Source organism: Bradyrhizobium nanningense (assembly GCF_004114535.1).
GTDB lineage: Bacteria > Pseudomonadota > Alphaproteobacteria > Rhizobiales > Xanthobacteraceae > Bradyrhizobium > Bradyrhizobium nanningense.
The window spans coordinates 43,031-62,468 of the sequence record NZ_LBJC01000077.1; the positions used below are offsets into that span (position 1 = coordinate 43,031).

Below are 19,438 nucleotides of genomic sequence, written 5' to 3' on the forward strand. Positions count from 1 at the left end.
AGAACGCGAACAAGAAAAGGACAAGCCTTGGCCCAGGAACTTGCAGGAAAAGTTGCCGCGATCACTGGCGCCGCATCGGGCATCGGTCTCGAATGCGCCAGAATATTGATCGGCGCGGGCGCGCGGGTGGTGCTGATCGATCGGGCGGAGGAAGCGCTGAGCAAGGCCAGCGTCGAGCTCGGCGACCAGGCGATTCCGTTACGCATCGACCTCACAGATCCCCTGAGCATGCATGCCATGATGCCGCAGCTGCTAGAGAAGGCGGGGCAGCTGGACATCTTTCATGCCAACGCCGGCGCCTATGTCGGCGGCGAGGTGCTCGGCGGCGATCCCGACGCCTGGGACCGCATGCTCAATTTGAACATCAATGCAATGTTTCGGTCGATCCATGCGGTGTTGCCGCACATGGTCGAACGCAAGAGCGGCGACATCATCGTCACCAGCTCGATCGCAGGTCTCGTCCCCGTGGTCTGGGAGCCGATCTATACGGCGTCCAAGCACGCCGTGCAGGCTTTCGTGCATACGCTGCGCCGTCAGGTCGCCAAGCACGGCTTGCGCGTCGGCGCCGTTGCGCCGGGTCCGGTCGTGACCGCGTTGATCAAAGACTGGCCGAAAGCGAAGGTCGAGGAGGAGATGGCGGCCGGCGGCCTGATGCAGCCGGTGGAAGTCGCAGAGGCCGTGCTCTTCATGCTGACGCGTCCGAGGAACGTCACCATCCGCGACCTCGTCATTCTGCCGCAGAGCAACGATCTCTAGCATTCTCCGACCGGCGATCCAGATGACCAAGCAATCCGACGAGCGCCATTTTCTCGGCATCGATGTCGGCACCGGCAGCGCACGGGCCGGCGTGTTCGACTGCTCCGGCAATCTCCTTGGGAGTGACAGCGCACCCATCGCACTTTGGCGAGAGGCCGGCGACGTCGTCGAGCACGCGAGCGAGGATATCTGGCGTGCCGTGTGCCGCGGCGTGCGCGGCGCGGTGGCGCAGGCCGGCATCGCGCCCGACAGCATCGCCGGCATCGGCTTCGACGCGACCTGCTCGCTGGTGGTACTGGGCGAGGGCGGCGCGCCGCTACCCGTCGGACCGTCCGGCGATCTTTCGCGCAACGTCATCGTATGGATGGATCACCGCGCCGCCGATCAGGCGCGCCGGATCAATCAGACGGGCGAAAAAGTTCTCGACTATGTCGGCGGAACGATCTCACCCGAGATGGAGACGCCGAAACTGTTGTGGCTCGCCGAAAACATGCCAGACACGTTCTCCCGTGCATGGCAGTTCATGGACTTGACCGACTTTCTCACCTGGCGTGCGACGGGGAGCCTGTCCCGCTCCATCTGCACCGTGACCTGCAAGTGGACCTATCTGGGCCACGAAAATCGTTGGGACGACCAATTCTTCCGCAAGGTCGGCCTCGGCACGCTGGCGGACGAGCAGTTTCGCAGGATCGGCACCGAGATCGTGCCCGGCGGAACGAGGCTGGCGGCGGGTCTGACGGCGGACGCCGCGGCCGATCTCGGCCTCACCGCGGGTACGGCGGTTGCCGCCGGCCTCATCGACGCCCATGCCGGCGGCGTCGGCACGGTGGGCGCGCGCGGCACCGCGGGCACGGTGCTGACGCGCATGGCCTATGTGTTCGGGACGTCCGCCTGTACCATGACGACCACGTCGGCTCCGTCCTTCGTCCCCGGCGTGTGGGGACCCTATTTCTCCGCCATGGTGCCCGGGCTCTGGCTCAATGAAGGCGGGCAGTCCGCCGCAGGCGCCGCCATCGAGCATCTGTTGCAGATGCATCCGCATTCCGCGCAAGCGACCCAGGCTGCGCGCCAGAAGCAGCAGTCGCTTGCCGATTGGCTGGCCTCGGAAACCGAATCCCGCGGCGGTGCCGAAATGATTCCGCAATTGATCGGCGAGGTTCATGTCGTCCCCGAATTTCTCGGCAATCGCGCCCCGTTCGCGGATCCTGACGCGCGTGCGCTGATCGCCGGGCTCGATATGCGCTCGGATCTGGACAGTCTGCTGGCGCTTTATCTTGCCGGGCTGTGCGGCCTCGGCTGCGGTGCGAGGCAGATCGTTCGCGCGCAGCAGGACAAGGGCATTGCCGTCGATACGATCGTGGTCAGCGGTGGCGCCGCAAGGAGTCCCCTCGTGCGGCAAGTCCTCGCCGATATGACGGGCCTGACGGTCGCTGCGTCGGCATCCCCGGAGGCCGTCCTGCTCGGCTCCGCGATGCTTGGATCGGTGGCCTCCGGCGACCATGCCGATCTCGGCGAGGCGATGCAGGCGATGTCGGTCTTGGGAGAGATATCTCGACCCCAGGCCGCTCTCGCAGACTGGGCCGATCGGCGTTTTGGAGCCTTCGAGGCTCTGCAGAAGGTCGGTCGCACCATCAGAAGCGCGTCGTAGCCCCACTGCCAACTGGGCCCGACGTGCCCGGGCCCGGCTGCCTACGCGGAAGAGGGCGTTCGACCCCCCTTTCATCATATCGACACATATGTCATGATAAAAATACAAATGTATAGGCCGGGCCTTTTTGCCCGGTGAGGGAGGGTGGCCATGGGTAGGAAAGTCGCATTCATTGCGGCCTCGTTCGGCGCGTTGGCATTGGTTGGTCCGGCTCAGGCGCGGGTCGAGGTCCAGTGGTGGCACGCCATGAGTAGCGTCCTCGGCGACAAGCTCAATGAGCTGGTCGAGAAGTTCAACACGTCGCAGGACAAGTACACGGTCGTCGCGGTCGCCAAGGGCAATTATGACGAGGTGACCAACGGGGTGATCGCCGCCTACCGTGCCAAGCGGCCGCCGGAAATGGTGCAGATCGCCGAGCGCGGTTATATGACGATGCTGCTGTCAGGGGCCATTGTCCCCGTGCAGGATTTGGTGGAGCAGAAGGGTTACAAGATCGATTTCCTGGACTTCATTAAGCCGGTGGCAAGCTTCTGGAGCTACAAGGGCCGGATGTCGGCGATGCCCTTCAACTCGTCGACGCCGATCTTCTGGTACAACAAGGATCACTTCCAGAAGGCCGGTTTCGATAAGCCGGCCGAGACCTGGCAGGAGTTGGAGAAGCAGCTCTACGCCATCAAGTCCAAGGGAATCAGCGAGTGCGGCACGGTGCTGCCCGGCGATTTCTACTGGAGCCTGCTCGAGAACTACAGCGCCATCAACAACCAGCCTTATGGGACGCTCGCGAACGGCTTCGACGGGCTCGGCACCGAGTTCGTCTACAATAAGACGAAGGTGGTCTCGCAAGTCGCGCGGCTGAAGAAATGGCTCGATGACGGGGTGATGCAGATCGCAGGCCAGGGCTTCAGTCCCGAACAATTGTTCACCTCGGGGCGGTGCTCGACCTTCGTCAATTCGACCGCGTCGCACGGCAACATCGAGCGCAATGCGACCATCAATTGGAGCGCCACCTTCCTGCCGCACGAGAGCGACATCAATCCGCCTTTCAACAGCACCATCGGGGGCGGGGCCATCTGGGTTATGAAGGGTCACACGCCGGAGCGATACGAGGCCGTCGCGGCCTTCCTGGATTTCGTCGCGCAGCCGGAAACCCAGGTCTGGTGGCACGGCGCAACCGGCTACGTTCCGGCCACCAACCGCGCCTATGCGCTCGCGCGGGAGCGGGGCTATTACAAGGATCATCCGACCAGGGAGATCGCGGTGCTGCAGCTCTCGCGTGGCACGCCGAACGAGAACTCGCGCGGCTTCCGCTTCGGCAACTTCGTGCAGACGATGCTGGCCCAACGCCAGGAGGTCGAGGCGGTATTTGCCGGTCAGAAGCAGCCGCAGCAGGCCATGGATGACGCAGTCAAGCGGGGTAACGAGATCCTGCGGCAGTTCGAAAAGCTGAATGCCGGGAAGACTCCGGAAACCGAGCGTCCATGACGTTGCGCCTGTCCATCCCGTGGCGCGAGCCACGCGCACCCGTGCTGCAGCGAAGGCACGGGCGTGGTGGGTCCAAGGCCGTGCCGGCGGCAGCCGCCGGCACCTCGCGTCAGTCGGGGAGGGCGCGGCCGCGTGAGGAGGTCGGGCTGAAGCGCGCCAATTTCGGCGACGGTCCCGGCCTGCCGACGCTGCTGTTGCTGCCTCAATTGCTGATCCTGCTGTTCTTCTTCTTCATTCCGTCGCTGCGGGCGCTGATGCAGTCCGTTCTGCTCAGCGATCCCTTCGGGACCAGCGTCCAATTCGTTTGGTTCGAAAATTTCAGGTCGCTGCTGGCGAGCAGCGACTACCGCCAATCAATCGCGGTGACGTTCTGGTTCACGGTGGCGCAGAACGTGCTCACGTTGGGCAGCGCGCTGGTGCTGGCCTTTGCCACCGACCGGATCGTGCGCGGCCGTTCGGCCTATCGCACCATCATCCTGCTGCCCTATGCCATTGCGCCCGCGATCGCCGGCATTCTGTGGGCTTTCTTGTTCAATCCGGCGGTCGGCCCGCTCGCGCAGGTGCTGCACGGACTCGGTATTGCCTGGGACCCCAACCTCAATCCGACCGATGCGCTGATCCTGGTGACGCTGGCCGCCTCGTGGAAGCACATCTGCTACGACTATATCTTCCTGGTGGTAGGCTTGCTCGCAGTGCCGGTGTCGTTGATGGAGGCGGCTGCCGTGGATGGCGCGGGACCGATCCGCCGCTTCGTTTCGATCGCGCTGCCGATGCTCGGGCCCACCATCTTTTTCCTCACGGTGATGAACTTCATCTATGGTTTCTTCGAAACCTTCGCCATCATCGATGCCGTGACCAAAGGCGGACCCGCCGGCGCAACCAACATTCTGGTCTACAAGGTCTTCGTCGACGGCTTCGTCAATCTCGATCTCGGCTCTTCGGCCGCACAGTCGGTTCTCTTGATGAGCTTTGCGCTGATCTGCACGCTGCTGCAATTCCGCTACTTCGACCGCAAGGTCAACTACGGGGTCTAGCGCATGGTGGAACGCTCACCGGTCCTCAACATGCTCTGCCACGCGATCCTGATCGCGGGCGCACTGACGGTCTGCATACCCTTGTATTTCGCCTTCGTGGCCGGCTCGCTCACGGTGGCTGAGGTGCAGAAGGTGCCGTTGCCATGGCTGCCGGGAAGCCAGTTCTTCGACAATCTGCAGCTGGCCTGGAGCAAAGGCAATTTCAGCCGCACCTTCGCCAACTCGGTTATCGTGGCACTCGGCATCACCGCCGGCAAGATCGCGGTATCCCTGCTCTCGGCCTTCGCCATCACCTACTTCCGGTTTCGCTACAGGATGCTCGCATTCTGGCTCATCTTCATGTCGCTGATGCTGCCGATCGAGGTCCGGATCGTGCCGACCTTCGAAGCCGTGGCAAATGCGGCGTTGCCCCTGCAATGGCTCCTGGACACGTTGCATGTCGCAGATCTCTGGCGCTGGATCAGCGGGCACGAGGTCGCGATCGCCCTGGAATGGAACATGGTCAACACCTATCCCGGGTTGATTCTGCCGCTGATCGCCTCAGCCACAGCCACCTTCCTCTTTCGCCAGTTCTTCCTGACCATCCCGGAGGAGCTGTGCGAGGCGGCCAGGCTGGACGGCGCCTCGCCACTGCACTTCTTCTGGAGCATCCTGCTGCCGCTGTCCGTCCCGAACATGGTGGCGCTCGCCATCATCCTGTTCCTGTTCGGCTGGAATCAGTATCTCTGGCCATTGCTGTTCACGACCGATAAGGACATGGCGACGGCGGTTATTGCGTTGAAGGGCCTGATTCCCCGCTCCGACAGCGAGCCGGCCTGGAATATCGCCATGAGCGGCGCGCTGCTCACGATGCTGCCGCCGGTGTTGGTCGTCCTGCTGTTGCAACGCTGGTTCATCAAGGGTCTTGTCGACAGCAGCAAATAGGAATTGATTATGGTTTTCATCGCCGGGCATCGCGGCGGACGCAATCTTTGGCCCGAGAACAGCCTGACAGGCTTCCGCAACCTGTGCAAGGAGGGCGTCGACGCAGTCGAGTTCGATGTTCATCAGAGCACGGACGGCGGCGTTGTCGTGATCCATGATCCGCTGCTCGACCGCACCACATTCGAGAGCGGGCCGGTCGGCGATCGGAGCCTGCGACAACTGACGGCAACACGTCTCCGCAATGCCGGCGATGAGTGCATTCCGACGCTGGACGAGGTGCTCGATGTGTTCAGCGAAACCACACTCGAGCTCCATATCGAGATCAAGACGGATGCGCTTGGCAATGCCTATTCGGGCCTCGAAGCGCGGCTGATCGAGCGGATCAAACGCCGAGGCCTGGAACGGCGCACCGTCTTCACCTGCTTCGTGCCAGGCGTGGTCGAAACCTTGCGGCGGCTGTGGCCGGAGGCGCGGGTGCTCGTTTCGCTCGATCGCCGTTCGGCAGAGATGATGGGCGGAATAGAACCCGCGTTGGTTCAATTGGCCGCCATTCCCCGCTGCATCGTCGCGGTCGAAAAATCGCTCCTGGGGCTTGCGTTCCCGCTTGCCCTCAATCTGCTCGGCTCCGACCGTCTCGGCGCATGGGTCACCAACGAGCCGGAGGATCTCGCCTACTGGCTTGCCCAAAAGGTGCGGCAGATCACGACCGATCGGCCGGATCTCGCCGTGAGCATTCGCCGCCAGCTCGAAACGATGCCGGCCCGCCCATGATTGCCCGCCGTCGCTTTCTCGCGGGATCGCTGGCGAGCGCTGCGCTCGCCGCGCCCGCCGGGTTCGTGCGGGGAGCGCCGGTGTCGTTCAGCGCGGATCCTTTCACGCTCGGCGTTGCCTCAGGGTGCCCGCGGGAGGATCGCGTTATCCTGTGGACCCGCCTTGCGCCGCAGCCGCACGACGGAGGCGGCATGACGAATGCACCGGTCGAGGTGGAATGGCAGATTGCCGAGGATGAGGCTTTCTCGTGCATCGCCTCCCACGGCATCGTGCGGACGAGCGCCGAGCTTGCGCATTCCGTGCATGCCGAGGCGACGGGGTTGCGGCCGGACCGCATCTATTGGTACCGCTTCCGCGCAGGTCCAGCGCTCAGCCCGGTCGGGCGCACGCGCACCGCGCCGGTCGGGTCGGCACGGCCTTTCCGCTTTGCTTTCGCATCGTGCCAGCAATACGAGCAGGGTTACTTCACCGCCTATCGCGATATGGCCACGCGCGATCTCGACCTCGTCGTGCATCTCGGTGACTACATCTATGAGAAATCCTGGGGATCGCGTCACGTCCGCCAGCACGGCGTCGGAATTCCGACGACGCTCGAGGAATTCCGCAACCGCTACGCGCTCTACAAGAGCGATCCCGATCTGCAGGCCGCGCACGCCGCCTTTCCCTGGCTTTCGGTCTGGGATGACCATGAGGTGATGGACGATTATGCCAATGATCGCTCCTACACCGTGCGCGATCCCGTCCAGTTCCTGAAGATCCGCGCGGCAGCCTATCAGGCCTATTACGAGCACATGCCGCTGCCGCCCTCGGCGCGCCCACGCGGCGCGGCTGCCACGATCTACGCGCACTATACCTTTGGCGACATGCTCGACGCGCTGCTGCTCGACGACCGGCAATACCGCTCGGCTTCGGCCTGCGTCGGAAGCGGGCGACCGACCTGGGTGGCCGACTGTGCAGGCCGGTCGGACGAAACGCGGACGATACTCGGCGACCAACAGGAGCAATGGCTCGATGCGCGCCTGCGCGACTGTCGCGGCCGCTGGACGATCGTCGCGCAGCAGACATTGATGGCGCAAGACAAACGCGAAGGGGACGACGGCGCGCGTTTCTGGATGGACGGCTGGGACGGCTATCCCAATGCCCGCCGCCGCCTCCTCGATTCGCTCGTGGCGTATCGCCGGCGCAATCCGATCGTGATCGGCGGCGATCGTCACGCCTTCTTTACCGCCGATCTGAAATATGATTTCGCCCGTCCGGATGGACCGACCATTGCGACCGAGTTCGTCGGCACGTCGATCACCTCGGACGGACCGAGCGAAGCCAGCGTGCGCAAAGCGCTGGCGGAGAATCCGCATCTGCTCTATGCGCGGGGCGACAGGCGCGGCTATGCGACAGTCGAGCTCGACGCCCGGCATTGCACTGTGGGATTCGAGGCGCTCGACGATGTCAAGGATGCCGGAAGCGCAATGCGCCGGCTGGCGAGCTTCGTGGTCGAGGATGGTGTGCCGGGCGCGAAGGCCGCATGACGAGATCCGCGCGGCACAGATTTGACGACCAACGAAAGATCGCCTCAAATGCTTCGACATCCGACTGTGCCTTGAGGCCGCTGCGGGGGGGTGCGCCGTGACTGAACAAACCATCCTGCGGGTCGCCTGGCTCTACTACATGGAGAACCTGACCCAGGCCGAGATCGGCGAGCGGCTGGGGCTGACCCGCGCCCGGGTCAACCGCATGCTGTCGGATGCCCGGCAGACCGGTATCGTCAACATCCGCCTCAACTCCGCCTTTGCCAGCTGCACGGAGCTGGAGCACCGCTTGCGCCGGGAATGCGGTCTCGAGGACGCGGTCGTCATCCCGAGCCCGGAGAATCCGGAGCAGGTCGGCAGCCTGATTGGGATGGCAGCGGGAGCTTATCTGTCGAAATTCCTCGAACAGAAGCGGCCGCGTATCATCGGCATCGGCTGGGGCGCGACCTTGCGCGAGACCATCCGTTACGTCACGCCGGCGGACTATCCCGACCTGTCCATCGTCTCCATGATGGGAGGCCTGTCGCGCGGCCTCGAGCTCAACACCTTCGAGATTGCCGGTGAGCTCGCACACCGGCTGCATGCCCAGTGCAGCTATCTGGCCGCGCCGATCTTCGTCAGCAGCCGGCGCTCGCGCGATACCTTTCTGGCTCAGGAGGTCTATCAGGAGGTGCTGAACAGCGTCGAGAAGATCGATCTGGCGCTGTTGAGCATGGGAGATCTGACACCGCGCTCGCTGCTGATGCGGCATGGGCTGCCGCCGGACGTTCGCGCCGAGCATCTGCGGGCGGCCGGCGCCGTCGGCGACGTCCTGGCGCAATTTCTCGACAAGGCCGGCCGGCCTATCGATCATAGCATCAACAGCCGCGCCATCGCGCTGCCGCTCGAGAAGCTGGCGCGCGTGCCGACGTCGATGCTGATCGCCGGGGGGCTCAACAAGGCGCCGATCATCGCCTCCGTGCTGCGGGGCCGGATCGGCAAGGTGCTGGTGACGGACGAGAACACCGCTGTCGCCGCGCTGAAACTGGTCGACAAGCAGAAATAGCCGCAGTCCTGCCACGGAGAGGAGGTCCGCGCCTCGGTACCGGGGCGCGAGCCCCATGCGCGCCGAACGGCGTGCAAAAGCATTTGTCATAGCTAAATTACATATGTAATATAGGCGAGACAATTGCTCAGAAGGATGGCGTCGACATGCGCGCTGCGGTGCTCCAGGACATTCGTGATATTCGTGTCCTCGATATTCCTGAGCCGAAGCCACTCGCGGAGGACGAGCTCATCGTTCGCGTCAAGGCCGTCGGTGTCTGCGGCAGCGATTTGCATTCCTATCTTGAGGGCGGAACAACCGGCCCGACGCAAGTCAGGCCGTTCGTGCTGGGCCATGAGTTCTCAGGTGTCCTCACGCCGGACTCGGCGCGCAAAGCGGGACTCTCGGCCGACGCGTTGGTGGCGGTCGATCCTTCCATTCCCTGCGGGCATTGCGAATGGTGCCACCGCGGTCACACCAATCTCTGCCCAAACGTGAAATTCCTGGGCTACGCGCCTCACAACGGCGCCATGGCCGAATTCGTCTGCGTGCCCCGATCCGCCGTGCATGTGGTGCCTGATAGCATCGATCCGGAGGGTGCTGCGATCCTGGAAACGCTTGGCGTCGCGATCCATGCGATGGATCTGGCGCGCCCGCGGCTTCTGGAAAGCGTGGCGGTGCTGGGCTGCGGGCCGGTGGGATTGCTGCTCGTGCAATTGGCGCGGCTCGCGGGGACCGGAAAGATCATCGCAATCGACCCGGTCGAGCAGCGCACGGCGCTGGCCTGCGATCTCGGTGCGGACGTGGCATGCCGCAGCTATGCCGAGGTCGGGGCGGCCACCGAAGGCCGCGGCGTCGATCTGGTGATCGAGGCAACCGACTCCTCACACGGCTTCGAGCATGCGGCGCGCTGCGCCCGTATCGGCGGCCGGGTCGTCCTCGTCGGCATCCCCGAGAATAATCACTATATCCTGAGCGGCGCCGAGTCGCGCCGGAAGGGCCTGTCGATCAAGTTTTCACGGCGCATGCCAGAGGTCTATCCGCGGGCGATCGCCCTGACGCAGTCGGGGAAGATCAAGCTGGCGCCGCTGGCCACGCATCGCTTCTCGCTTGACCAGACGCCTGCCGCGTTCGAGCAGCAGGTTGCGCGGCGCGACGGCATCATCAAGGCGATCATCTGCCCGTAGGTCGAGCGCCATCTCGCCAAGAGCCTGGGGCAACGGAAGCAGGCATTGAAGCAGGGCCGGTGGTGATGGCGAAATCGTCGAAGCTGGTCGTTGCCCGAAAGGGGCGCGTGCTGATGGTAAGACGCAGGCGCGACGGACTCTGGATGTTTCCAGGTGGCCGAAGGCGGGCAGGCGAGAGCGCCAGAAGCTGCCTGCGTCGCGAGATCAAGGAGGAGCTTCCCAAGCTGAAGCTCGGGCCGTTGAAACTCTGGAAGAAAGTGAAAGCGAGGAAGAGTCGAACCGGCCGGCGGATGAGCGATGCGATTTTCGTGGCCAAGAAAGTCTCGGGGAGGCTGAAGGTCGGCGACAAGAAGGAAATCGATCGAGCAATCTGGCGCAAGCCGCGCGGCGCCAGACTGACGCCGACTTCGCGCTACATCCGCGATAAGCTGTTTCCCAGGCGAGGTCGCCGCTAGGTCGCTTCAAACGGTTCCTTCAGCTCAAGGATCGCCCGTCAAGCTGGTCTGAGACTGCTCGTCATTACAGCGCCTGGCGCAGGAGAGCGAGCAACTCCTCGTGGATCAATCCGTTGGAGGCGATCTTGTCGAGATCGTCGTTGCGGCACGGGCGCCCGGTCAGCGTCGTGACCTGCCCGCCGCCGGCCCACACCATCGGCATCGCGGCCGCGTGCGAGACGATGTCGGCCTTCAGTGAAACGAAACCGTCTAGACGTCCCGAGGCGACCATCGCCGTCTCGAGGGCGCCGGAGACGACAATACGCACGCCGCGCACCACTCTGCCGAGCAGTTCAATGACGCGCGTAGTCCGCCGGACCTCCTCGGGCGAGAAATGCGAGGTCAGAATCACCGAAAGGACCGCGTCCGACAGCGAGCGCGTCGTCGAGACGCATGCCGGCACGCCATCGATCGTCGCGCCGTCCCCAGCGAGATAGCGTGCCGTCAGTCCGATCTTGGGCGCGTTGATCAGGCCAAGCCTCGTCTCACCGCCGACCTCGTAGGCGACCGTCACGGAAAACCACGGCAACCCCCGCGCGTAGTTGATCGTGCCGTCGAGCGGATCGATGATCCAGCGCGCGCCGTTATCCCCGGGGCTCGCGCCGCTCTCTTCCGCCAGGATGCCGGCACCCGGCGTCAGCGCCTTCAAACCCGCGACGACGATAGCCTCTGAGGCGAGATCCGCCTCGGTGACGATGTCGAGATGGTCCTTGCGCTCGGTGCGCAGCGGCGTGGTTTGCATCGCGACCAGTTTGGCTGCAGCCTCATTGACGACGGCGCCGGCGCGGACGAGCAGGGTCGGAAGACCGTTGTCTCGATCCTTTCCCGGATGGTCCTGGTCGGTCGCGATCTCGAACGGAGGCCCGTAGTCTCCGACCGGAACGAGGTGACTGCTGATGCCCATGTCCGGCCGCCAAACGTGCAACGCAAGCCCCGGCGGCTCCATGATGAAGCGGTTGCCGCGACCGGGCCGAAGGTCGAGCGCGACCTGGTGCGCCGTGCTTGGCGCCACATAGCCCACGGTGCCCGCGTAGCGCGCTGTGATCAAGCGGTGATAGTGGCCGCACAGGACGCGTTCGATTTCGGGATGGTCTTTGATGATTGCGTCGAGCGCGTCGGCCCCGAGGAGGCGCAGATCGTCCATTCCGTCGGCCCCGACCAGGAACGGCGGGTGATGAATGACGACGACCGTCGGCTTGCCCCGCCCGGCCGCGAGCGCGTCGCGCAGCCATTGTTGCCGGGCCGCGCAGAAGGTTCCGTGGATACTTCCAGTCTCGAGGCTGTCGAGGAAGACGAGACGCAGCGGAAAATCGTCCACAACGAAGTTGATGAATCCGTCGGGCGGAAGATAGCGGTGGTGCGGGCCGAGCGAAGAGACCAGTTGCTCGCGCCGGTCGTGGTTGCCGGGAATGACGAATACCGGCATCGGCAACCTTGCCAGGCCAGCGGCGACGACCTCGTATTCCTCTTCGAGCCCGCAATCCGTCAGATCGCCGCTGACCACGACGCAGTCGGGCCGCAGGTCGAGGCTCAGCACGGCGTCGATCGCATTCTGAAACATCGCGTTGGTGTCAACGTCGCTGTAAGCGAGCTTGCCTGGGGGGCGGACGTGCAGATCGCTCAGCTGGGCAATGGTGAACACAGAATTTCCGCCTTCCGAACAGAAGAGTTGCGGCCCTCATCCGGCCGCTCGCCGCAATTGATTGCCATACCTCCTACGAGCTCTTCATCAAGGCATTGCTTTCCTTGACCATGCGATCGAGCCCGGCCTCGACGGGCGTCTCGCCGCGCATGACGGCATGGATGATCTCGCGCTGGGTACGCCAGATCTTTACAGACTGTCCGCCCGGATAGCCTTGCCAGGGCTTCGCGCGCTCGATCTGCTGCGACACGGTGCGGAAGTTCGGGTTCTTGTCATAGAACGGCGCCAGGAATTCGGGCCCCGAGGCGCGCAAATTGGTCGGCATGTAGCCCGTGGTCTCGACAACGATCTTCTGCGCTTCCGGACCGCTCACGAACTTCAGAAACTCCCAGGCGGCCCGCCCACAGCTGCGGCGCGGCACGGCGGCCTTGCTGTACCTTCACGCCGAGGTGATCTAGAAATATATTTCCTGATACCCGGTCCAGTATCATAATAGGTCATCGTGGGGCGTGGGTCAGGGGGACTCCAATGCACCGGTTTGTTTCCAAGGCCAACGTAGATCATTTTATCAACCTACTAAATGGCAGCGATCTCACGGCCGACCAGCGAGCGAACATCACCAAGCTATTGATCGATGAGCTCGATAAGCTCGCGCATGATCTTGAGCACCTCGAATTTGCCGAGAGAAAAGTGGCAGACGGGCGTGACCAGGTGAACCGTGTCAGAGACAAGCGAAATAGTCATCCCTTCGGCACCACGGAGCGCGAACAGGCCGAACGGCTCCTAGTAAGCTGCGAAAACTTGCAAACGACGCTTGAGGATTTTTGCCATCACCTGCGCACAAAGGTCTACAACTCGCCGGGCAAAACTATTTCTACAGCTCCACGGCAAACCTGATATATTGATTTGATCACTGGCCAGGCTCTGCCCGTAGGCGTCAGTGGCAGAGAGACCGATCGCGCTCCCGCCTGCAAAGAAGGGGAGCGTGCCATGTGGCAATCCGCAACAACGGCACCGTTTGATCGTGATCTGCAATTAGCGGTCATCGACAGCACCGGTGAACACGCGCTCGTATTCCCCTGTCGGAGAGTGCTTCGTGGTTGGATAAACTCGCAGACAGGTTCACCGGTCCATGTATTCCCGACACATTGGCGCGAGTGGGATGGCCGTATAGAGGAAGCACCGATTGGCGAGCCAGAGCAGGAACGGTTAGCCATTGTCGAAGAGTACGCGGACGATCAGCGAGCGATCATCAAGAAGGATCGTGATGGTTTCAATTAGCCAGCTCCGCCCCGCGAAAATGCGTAGACCGTGAAAAAAATTTGCGGCACGCCAAGTTCTACCGTCTGGACTGGCCGTGAGTTCTGCTCGTGGCCCTTAGCGGCCCATGCCGGTGGTTGGCCCGACCGACAGCTCGTGTGGGCACAGCGGACACGCAAGGTAGGCTGCTAGCAGCTCACAGCCCCCGCTCCATCGCCGGATGACTCCGGTTCTTCACCTTGACCCAGTGCTTCTGCCGCCCTCCACGGTACGGCTGGTCCCGGTGCTTGGAGACCCGCCCCTCCAGCCCCATCCGGCAGGCGGCCGGAAAGAGATCGGCGCGATGTCGCCGGTCTCGAACGGCGCCACGAAGATGCCGTCCGCGCACCGCGCCAGCAGCCGATCCAGCTCGGTCTTGCGCAGGTGCAGCGGCAGGTCTCGCAGGTCGTCACCGCCCATGGCGAGAACGTCGAAGGTGTACAGTTGTACCTCGTGGTCGTGCTTGCGGGAGTGCAGGGCATTGAAGTCAGAGACGCCGTCCACGCCGAGCACAACGGCCTCGCCGTCGATCACGAACTGCTGGGTCCGGTTCTTGAGCGCCGCCTCGACGATCCACGGGAACCGTTTGCTCCAGTCGTGGCCGCCGCGCGTGATCAGACGCACGCGGTCGTGGTCCCGGATGTAGTCCGGGCCGGAAGGCACCGTCTTGGCCACGGTGGGCAGGCATAGCTCGAAGGTGCTGCACATGGGGCGGAGATAGGAATTGCCGCCGAGATTGGGAGTCGGGAACAGCTGGCAAACGTCGGCCCTGACGACGTCCGGTCTCCGAGCCAGATATCACTGCGCTGCACGGCTGATCGCCGGCTTGTAACCCGAAAGGCGACCACGATCGCACAGCCCTATCTAGCCCAATAGACCAGGTTGCGGCTTACGCGAAAGCGGCTCCAGCGTCCATTTTGTGAGTGGCCCCCTCGAACGTCGGTACGACGTAAACCTGCAAACGGTGGTCTGGTCTTGACAAGGAACGCTGCCCGACTAATTCTTCGAGTCGGGAATTGTTTCCCACCAGCAAACAACAAGGAAGCAGACAATACCGTCAGGAGTGACGATGATGCTCGACGAAAAATTGGCACGTTTTCGCGCGCACCGAAACAATATCCATCGTTATCGTCGGTTGCTCAAAACAACGCTGTCGACCCTGGAACGTCAGTTCATTGAGAGACGTCTTGCTGAGGAAGAAGCCGCCCTCGAAGACGTTAGGGTGATGGCATTCCCAATCGCGCTGACTTCTCCAGCCAAGCCGCATTCGGCTTCCACTGCATCTTGACCCTTTGACAAAGCTCAACATCCCGGAGGCAATTCTGATGAAGGAATTGCGCCTCCAGGAGCGTTTCAACCAGAGGAGACAGATCATGGCAAACGAGACCAAGCTCCCCGTCACCAAGAAGACTACCGAACCGGCCTTCGCACCCGAAGCATGGCGTCCGTTCGAGGCCCTGCGCAGGGAAGTTGACCGGCTGTTCGAGGATTTTGGCACCGAGGACTTCTGGCGTCGACCCTTCCGGTCGCTTGCGGCGTTTGAGAAGGCACAGAAGCTCGTAGCGCGCCCTGCGGTCGACGTCACCGAAAGCGACAAGGCTTTTGAAATCACCGCCGAATTGCCAGGGCTCGACGAGAAGAACATCGAGGTGAATGTCGCCAACGGCGGGCTGACCATCAAGGGCGAGAAGAAGGAAGAGAAGGAGGAGAAGCAGAAGGGCTATTACGTCTCCGAGCGCAGCTATGGGTCTTTCGAGCGTTATTTCAGCCTGCCGGACGGCGTCGACGCCGACAAGATCGAAGCGTCTTTCAAAAACGGCGTACTCAAGGTGACTCTGCCTAAGACCGCCGAAGCGCAGAAGCCCGCCAAGAAGATTGACGTCAAGGCGGCCTAACGTCTGCCACTCGAGGCTGCCGGTTGATGGCAGCCTCATCGTGGCGCAATCGCTTTCGTTCGGGTGATGAAATGTCTTGGACTTGGCTCCAAGCCATGTCCCCGATCGCATGAAGATAGTTCGTTGCACCGATCTTCTCTTCCGTTGTTGGCCCAACGCGGCCATGCTGGCGCATGTCTCAGCATCTGCTTCTCGGGGCCAAGCCGACATGGCTCTCGTGGCGAACAGGTCGGTGCCCGCCTGCGTAATGCGAACGAATGTGCCGGACTCGCGCAGCTCGATTGACCAATGAGGGAAGCTCCCGAGTGAGCTAGGCCAATTTCGACAGCGCCCGTCGTGCGACCATGTATAGCTCGCCAAGGGTGGTTTTACCGGATCGCGCCGCATCGACCAGGGTTTCCGCGACGCACCTACGTGTCTGGTGGTCACCCCCGTTGGGCAGTTCACTGCAGATCTCTTCCAACACCAAATCCATGTTCGATTGGGTGCGTACGTCGAACTCGCTCATGGTTGCACCGACGCTTGGGGATGGAGGTCAACAGCCTCTCACCCTTGCCGGGGCGCCACTTTGCGTTGGCGCAAACTGCTGGGGTCGCTGTGGTCGAGGGTGCCTATGCGGTCAACTGGTCTGGGACGATTAATGGCCGCCTAGTCGGCGGGGCCGCTGTCAGGTCTTCGGTTGCTTTGGGACAAGGCCAAGGCTGAATTGGTTACTTCTATCGCTGAATAGCTGTGGGACGCACAAAGCCTGCCTCGGTTTTCTGTCTATGGAACCCGTAACATGCGGCCTCGTTAAAACTTCATGCCAAGGGAAATCGTCATAACGCTTTGGTCATTGGCAGCCGCTGGCATTCGTTTTGGCGGCTGTCGTATCTACCCATTAGCCGTCCTGATGCCGCCACTGCGTGCGGCTACATCGCGCAAACCATCTATTAGGCGAAGGCCGATAAATTCGACGAATGGACGAACAGCCCGTGACCGAGCCTTCCATCGCTGCTTGGCGGCGAAGCCTTCAGCGCCTCGCAGCCTGGATGACGCGCGACAATCGCGTGCCGGAGCCGTCAAGACCTGTCGTCCCGACGCGAGAGGTCGCTCCGCCTCGGTCCAGCGCACCACCCCGAAAACCAATTCCACCTCGCCCTTGAGAGACGGCTTGGGCCGAAGAACTGATATCTTCGTTGTGCATTAACGACGAAGATGAGCCAGACTGACGCCCAGAAATTCCGGCAGGAAGCTGAGACCTGTCGCCAGAAGGCAGCCGATGCCACCCGCGAGATCCGACCGGCAGGCATGGCTTCGCCTCGCTGCCGATTGGGTCAGGCTTGCCGAGCAAGCCGAGACGAGGCGGTCCCGATTTTGAACAGATTGGGCCATCTTTGATGCGAGGCCCAGCGAGGGCGGGCGCCGCCAAATCCTGCGATTCCGTAAAGGCCCTTAAGCAACCGTCTCGAATTTCGAAAGCGCACCTCTCCGGATATGAAAAGCACAGGCATCCCGCGATGAATGTTCCCCTTCCAAGTGACACGTTTCTCGCGCTCACGATCGCAGGCACGGTTCTCTTGGTCGGCTCCAATGCTGCCGCCGCCTGGCGCATCCGGGTCATCGCAGAGAAGGACGTAACTGCGCGTTCCCTGAGGCGCATCTGACCACTCAAGCGGAGGGGAGACATTGTCCCCGTCGCATGTGAACCGTCGCGGAATGGCTGATCCATCGGCGAAGGCTTTTGAGAGGAGTCTCATGTGTCCTCCTAACTGGCGGCGCGAACTGATCCCGGAGCTTGGAGATATCGCTCGAACCATCCACTAGCATGCTCGATGACCGCTTCCATGGCGCCGGGCTCGGGAAACAGGTGCGTCGCGCCAGGAACGATTGCGAGCGCCCTGGGACAACGAAGACGGGCGAGCGCCTCTTCGTTGAGCTCGATAACGCCGAGATCGGAGCCTCCTACGATCAACAGGGTTGGCGCCCGGACAAGCGGCAGGGCCTCGCCGGCCAAATCCGGACGTCCGCCGCGCGAGACCACTGCCGCAACGCGATCGGGGAGACGTGCGGCCGCAGTGAGGGCGGCCGCTGCCCCGGTGCTGGCCCCGAACAATCCGACGGGAAGGTTGGCGATCGCCCGCGTCTGGCCCTCAAGCCAGTCGACTGCCGCGAGCAGTCGTTCGGCCAGCAAGCCGACATCGAACACATTGGAGCGATCCTGCTCCTCCTGTGGCGTGAGAAGGTCGAGCAGCAGCGTCGCGAAGCCGCGTTCGTTCAGTGCTTCTGCAACTGCGGTATTCCGCGGGCTGAAGCGGCTCGAGCCGCTGCCATGCGCAAAGGCGATCAGGCCGCGCGCATTGCCCGGAACAGACAGGCCTCCTGGCAGGCCAAGCGGTGGAACGCAAACATCATGCGACTGCATGGCTTGGTCCTCCGGTCAGCCCTGCAGATTTCGCAGCGAGAGTGGCAGGTGGGCCATGAGCTTTTCGAATTCGCCCTGATCCAGCCGTTCCCACAGGACCTCGTAAACGCCGCGAGCCGCCGCAAGCGGGTTTATCGGAAACTGCGGGGGAAGCTCCCTGACGATATGTTCGGCAAACTCCTCGACGTGACGTTCCTTGGTGGGAGTTCCCGCCATGTGCCAGCCTTCATAGTAGATGCCGCGCACCATGATCGGTAGCTGTGCACCGAGCTTGACGGCGACCTCAGGCGGCAGCCGGTCGCGCAGCGCATGCAGGACGGCTCGCAATGCACTGTAGGCGTGATGACGGTTCTCCAAGGCAAGCTGCTCATCGATTGCCTTGAGCCAAACATTCGTTTCCTGGACCGTATGGTCCAAAGCGGTCACACCTGTGGACGTGCTCATGCTGTTGCTCCCGGTCATAGAAGGTCAGCAATTAGTTGCCGCCCTGCGCCAGGTCGCTTTGACGTGCCGCAAAGTTTTGTGTGAGCGGGAGCAAAAAGGAAAGCCGCCGGAGTTGGGGGCGCCCCGGCGGCGGAGGCTGCGTGGTGTGGGTTTTGGGGGGATCCACGCACTAAAAAAATTACAGAACCGACGTTGGGTCTTGTTGATGGAGATCAAGTCCGATCTGCAATGTATCAAGCAGCATTGTTTCGATTAGCGCGCCTTATCTGAGGAGGAAGATCATGCAAACTCCTGCTCGAATCGAATTCGAAAACTTGGCCCCGACCTCGGAACTGCAAGCTGCGATCGACCAGCACATCTCCGATCTGGAAAAGCGCTACGGTCGAGCGACAGCAGGGCGCGTCATCGTGCGAGGCCCCCGTGATTGCCACAAGACGGGCGGTCAATATCAGGTGAGCATCCGGCTTGCCCTTCCCGAAGGGCGCGAGGTCGATGTCGGACGGACGCCCAAGGAAGACGAACGGTACGCGGATCTGACCTTTGCTGTGGATGATGCATTCAAGCGCGCGCGACGGCAGTTGCAGGACCAAGCGCGCCTCATGAACGGCCAAACCAAGGTTCATGAAGAGCAACCGGTTGGGACCGTGCTCCGGATTGATCCAAGCGGTGAGTTCGGCTTTCTCGCGGCTGCTGATGGACACGAGATCTATTTCAATTGCCACAGTGTTCTGGAGAACCGCGCGAACATCGCCGTGGGCGCGCATGTCAGCTATCATGAGGAAATGGGCGAGAAGGGACCGCAGGCGAGCACGGTCAGGGTTCTCAGCGGACACGGCATGCGCGCATAGGTGGCTTCAGATGGCGAATTGGTAGTGCGCGACCATGGATAGTAGCTGGATGCCTCGCGA

At 62.6% G+C, this 19,438-nt stretch carries 23 protein-coding genes; 16 read left to right on the forward strand and 7 right to left on the reverse strand.

Annotated elements, in window-relative coordinates:
- Window positions 1-27: 27 nt before the first annotated feature.
- The 10 genes from XH84_RS34605 (at window position 28) to XH84_RS34650 (ending at window position 10,807) form a co-directional block, all read left to right on the forward strand.
- Window positions 28-756, forward strand: coding sequence for an SDR family oxidoreductase (locus XH84_RS34605; protein ID WP_128916194.1), 729 nt, complete (start codon window positions 28-30; stop codon window positions 754-756).
- Between the two features lie 22 nt (window positions 757-778).
- On the forward strand, window positions 779-2,404 hold the full coding sequence (locus XH84_RS34610) for an FGGY-family carbohydrate kinase (protein WP_128916195.1): 1,626 nt from the start codon (window positions 779-781) through the stop codon (window positions 2,402-2,404).
- A gap of 150 nt (window positions 2,405-2,554) precedes the next feature.
- On the forward strand, window positions 2,555-3,886 hold the full coding sequence (locus tag XH84_RS34615; RefSeq protein ID WP_128916196.1) for an extracellular solute-binding protein: 1,332 nt from the start codon (window positions 2,555-2,557) through the stop codon (window positions 3,884-3,886).
- Window positions 3,883-4,920, forward strand: a complete 1,038-nt coding sequence (locus XH84_RS34620; protein WP_128916197.1) for an ABC transporter permease — start codon at window positions 3,883-3,885, stop codon at window positions 4,918-4,920. The genes XH84_RS34615 and XH84_RS34620 overlap by 4 nt, the downstream gene beginning before the upstream one ends.
- A gap of 3 nt (window positions 4,921-4,923) precedes the next feature.
- Complete coding sequence (locus XH84_RS34625) at window positions 4,924-5,844, forward strand: ABC transporter permease subunit (RefSeq protein WP_128916198.1); 921 nt, start codon at window positions 4,924-4,926, stop codon at window positions 5,842-5,844.
- A gap of 9 nt (window positions 5,845-5,853) precedes the next feature.
- The gene (locus XH84_RS34630; RefSeq protein ID WP_128916199.1) at window positions 5,854-6,615 is read left to right on the forward strand and encodes a glycerophosphodiester phosphodiesterase family protein; all 762 of its coding nucleotides are present in this window, start codon (window positions 5,854-5,856) and stop codon (window positions 6,613-6,615) included.
- Entirely contained in the window at window positions 6,612-8,141 is a 1,530-nt protein-coding gene (locus XH84_RS34635; protein ID WP_128916200.1) for an alkaline phosphatase D family protein, read from the forward strand. Before XH84_RS34630 ends, XH84_RS34635 begins: the two co-directional genes overlap by 4 nt.
- A 97-nt stretch (window positions 8,142-8,238) precedes the next feature.
- Window positions 8,239-9,186: a sugar-binding transcriptional regulator gene (locus XH84_RS34640; RefSeq protein ID WP_206734051.1), complete on the forward strand. Its 948-nt coding sequence runs from the start codon at window positions 8,239-8,241 to the stop codon at window positions 9,184-9,186.
- Window positions 9,187-9,332: 146 nt separating this feature from the next.
- Complete coding sequence (locus tag XH84_RS41510; RefSeq protein ID WP_128916201.1) at window positions 9,333-10,352, forward strand: zinc-dependent alcohol dehydrogenase; 1,020 nt, start codon at window positions 9,333-9,335, stop codon at window positions 10,350-10,352.
- A gap of 65 nt (window positions 10,353-10,417) precedes the next feature.
- Window positions 10,418-10,807, forward strand: coding sequence for an NUDIX hydrolase (locus tag XH84_RS34650; protein ID WP_128916202.1), 390 nt, complete (start codon window positions 10,418-10,420; stop codon window positions 10,805-10,807).
- Between the two features lie 64 nt (window positions 10,808-10,871).
- On the opposite strand, the gene XH84_RS34655 is transcribed toward XH84_RS34650, so the two are convergent.
- Together XH84_RS34655 and XH84_RS34660 are read right to left on the reverse strand one after the other, a co-directional pair.
- Complete coding sequence (locus tag XH84_RS34655) at window positions 10,872-12,488, reverse strand: inositol monophosphatase family protein (RefSeq protein WP_128916203.1); 1,617 nt, start codon at window positions 12,486-12,488, stop codon at window positions 10,872-10,874.
- Window positions 12,489-12,561: 73 nt separating this feature from the next.
- Window positions 12,562-12,909: a type 2 periplasmic-binding domain-containing protein gene (locus XH84_RS34660; RefSeq protein WP_128916204.1), complete on the reverse strand. Its 348-nt coding sequence runs from the start codon at window positions 12,907-12,909 to the stop codon at window positions 12,562-12,564.
- A gap of 107 nt (window positions 12,910-13,016) precedes the next feature.
- On the opposite strand from XH84_RS34660, the gene XH84_RS34665 reads away from it, so the two are divergent.
- Together XH84_RS34665 and XH84_RS34670 are read left to right on the forward strand one after the other, a co-directional pair.
- Complete coding sequence (locus XH84_RS34665) at window positions 13,017-13,385, forward strand: hypothetical protein (protein WP_245471972.1); 369 nt, start codon at window positions 13,017-13,019, stop codon at window positions 13,383-13,385.
- 93 nt (window positions 13,386-13,478) lie between these two features.
- Window positions 13,479-13,769 (forward strand): hypothetical protein, encoded by a 291-nt coding sequence (locus XH84_RS34670; RefSeq protein WP_124157569.1) that lies wholly within the window; start codon window positions 13,479-13,481, stop codon window positions 13,767-13,769.
- 213 nt (window positions 13,770-13,982) lie between these two features.
- Here the strand turns inward: XH84_RS34670 and XH84_RS34675 are convergent, their stop codons facing one another.
- Window positions 13,983-14,462 carry an ATP-dependent DNA ligase gene (locus XH84_RS34675; protein ID WP_347338712.1) on the reverse strand — a complete coding sequence of 160 codons (480 nt, stop codon included), beginning with the start codon at window positions 14,460-14,462 and terminating at the stop codon, window positions 13,983-13,985.
- A 394-nt stretch (window positions 14,463-14,856) separates the two neighbouring features.
- Here XH84_RS34675 and XH84_RS34680 point away from each other — a divergent pair, with 394 nt between their 5' ends.
- Window positions 14,857-15,075 (forward strand): hypothetical protein, encoded by a 219-nt coding sequence (locus tag XH84_RS34680; protein ID WP_430642008.1) that lies wholly within the window; start codon window positions 14,857-14,859, stop codon window positions 15,073-15,075.
- 85 nt (window positions 15,076-15,160) lie between these two features.
- Complete coding sequence (locus tag XH84_RS34685; protein ID WP_128916206.1) at window positions 15,161-15,682, forward strand: Hsp20/alpha crystallin family protein; 522 nt, start codon at window positions 15,161-15,163, stop codon at window positions 15,680-15,682.
- A 310-nt stretch (window positions 15,683-15,992) separates the two neighbouring features.
- Here the strand turns inward: XH84_RS34685 and XH84_RS34690 are convergent, their stop codons facing one another.
- From XH84_RS34690 to XH84_RS34705, 4 genes are all read right to left on the reverse strand, one after another.
- Window positions 15,993-16,190: a hypothetical protein gene (locus tag XH84_RS34690; RefSeq protein WP_128916207.1), complete on the reverse strand. Its 198-nt coding sequence runs from the start codon at window positions 16,188-16,190 to the stop codon at window positions 15,993-15,995.
- A gap of 808 nt (window positions 16,191-16,998) precedes the next feature.
- Window positions 16,999-17,481: a YbhB/YbcL family Raf kinase inhibitor-like protein gene (locus tag XH84_RS34695; protein ID WP_347338713.1), complete on the reverse strand. Its 483-nt coding sequence runs from the start codon at window positions 17,479-17,481 to the stop codon at window positions 16,999-17,001.
- Complete coding sequence (locus tag XH84_RS34700; protein WP_128916209.1) at window positions 17,430-18,086, reverse strand: dienelactone hydrolase family protein; 657 nt, start codon at window positions 18,084-18,086, stop codon at window positions 17,430-17,432. Before XH84_RS34700 ends, XH84_RS34695 begins: the two co-directional genes overlap by 52 nt.
- Window positions 18,087-18,101: 15 nt before the next feature.
- Window positions 18,102-18,530 carry a DUF2267 domain-containing protein gene (locus tag XH84_RS34705; protein WP_128916210.1) on the reverse strand — a complete coding sequence of 143 codons (429 nt, stop codon included), beginning with the start codon at window positions 18,528-18,530 and terminating at the stop codon, window positions 18,102-18,104.
- Between XH84_RS34705 and XH84_RS34710 the strand changes: the two genes are divergently transcribed.
- Together XH84_RS34710 and XH84_RS34715 are read left to right on the forward strand one after the other, a co-directional pair.
- A complete protein-coding gene (locus tag XH84_RS34710; RefSeq protein WP_128916211.1) occupies window positions 18,529-18,786 on the forward strand; it encodes a hypothetical protein in 258 nt (85 codons plus the stop codon). The two genes, XH84_RS34705 and XH84_RS34710, sit on opposite strands and share 2 nt — an antisense overlap.
- Window positions 18,787-18,811: 25 nt before the next feature.
- Window positions 18,812-19,378: an HPF/RaiA family ribosome-associated protein gene (locus XH84_RS34715; protein ID WP_128916212.1), complete on the forward strand. Its 567-nt coding sequence runs from the start codon at window positions 18,812-18,814 to the stop codon at window positions 19,376-19,378.
- The last annotated feature ends 60 nt before the right edge of the window (window positions 19,379-19,438 follow it).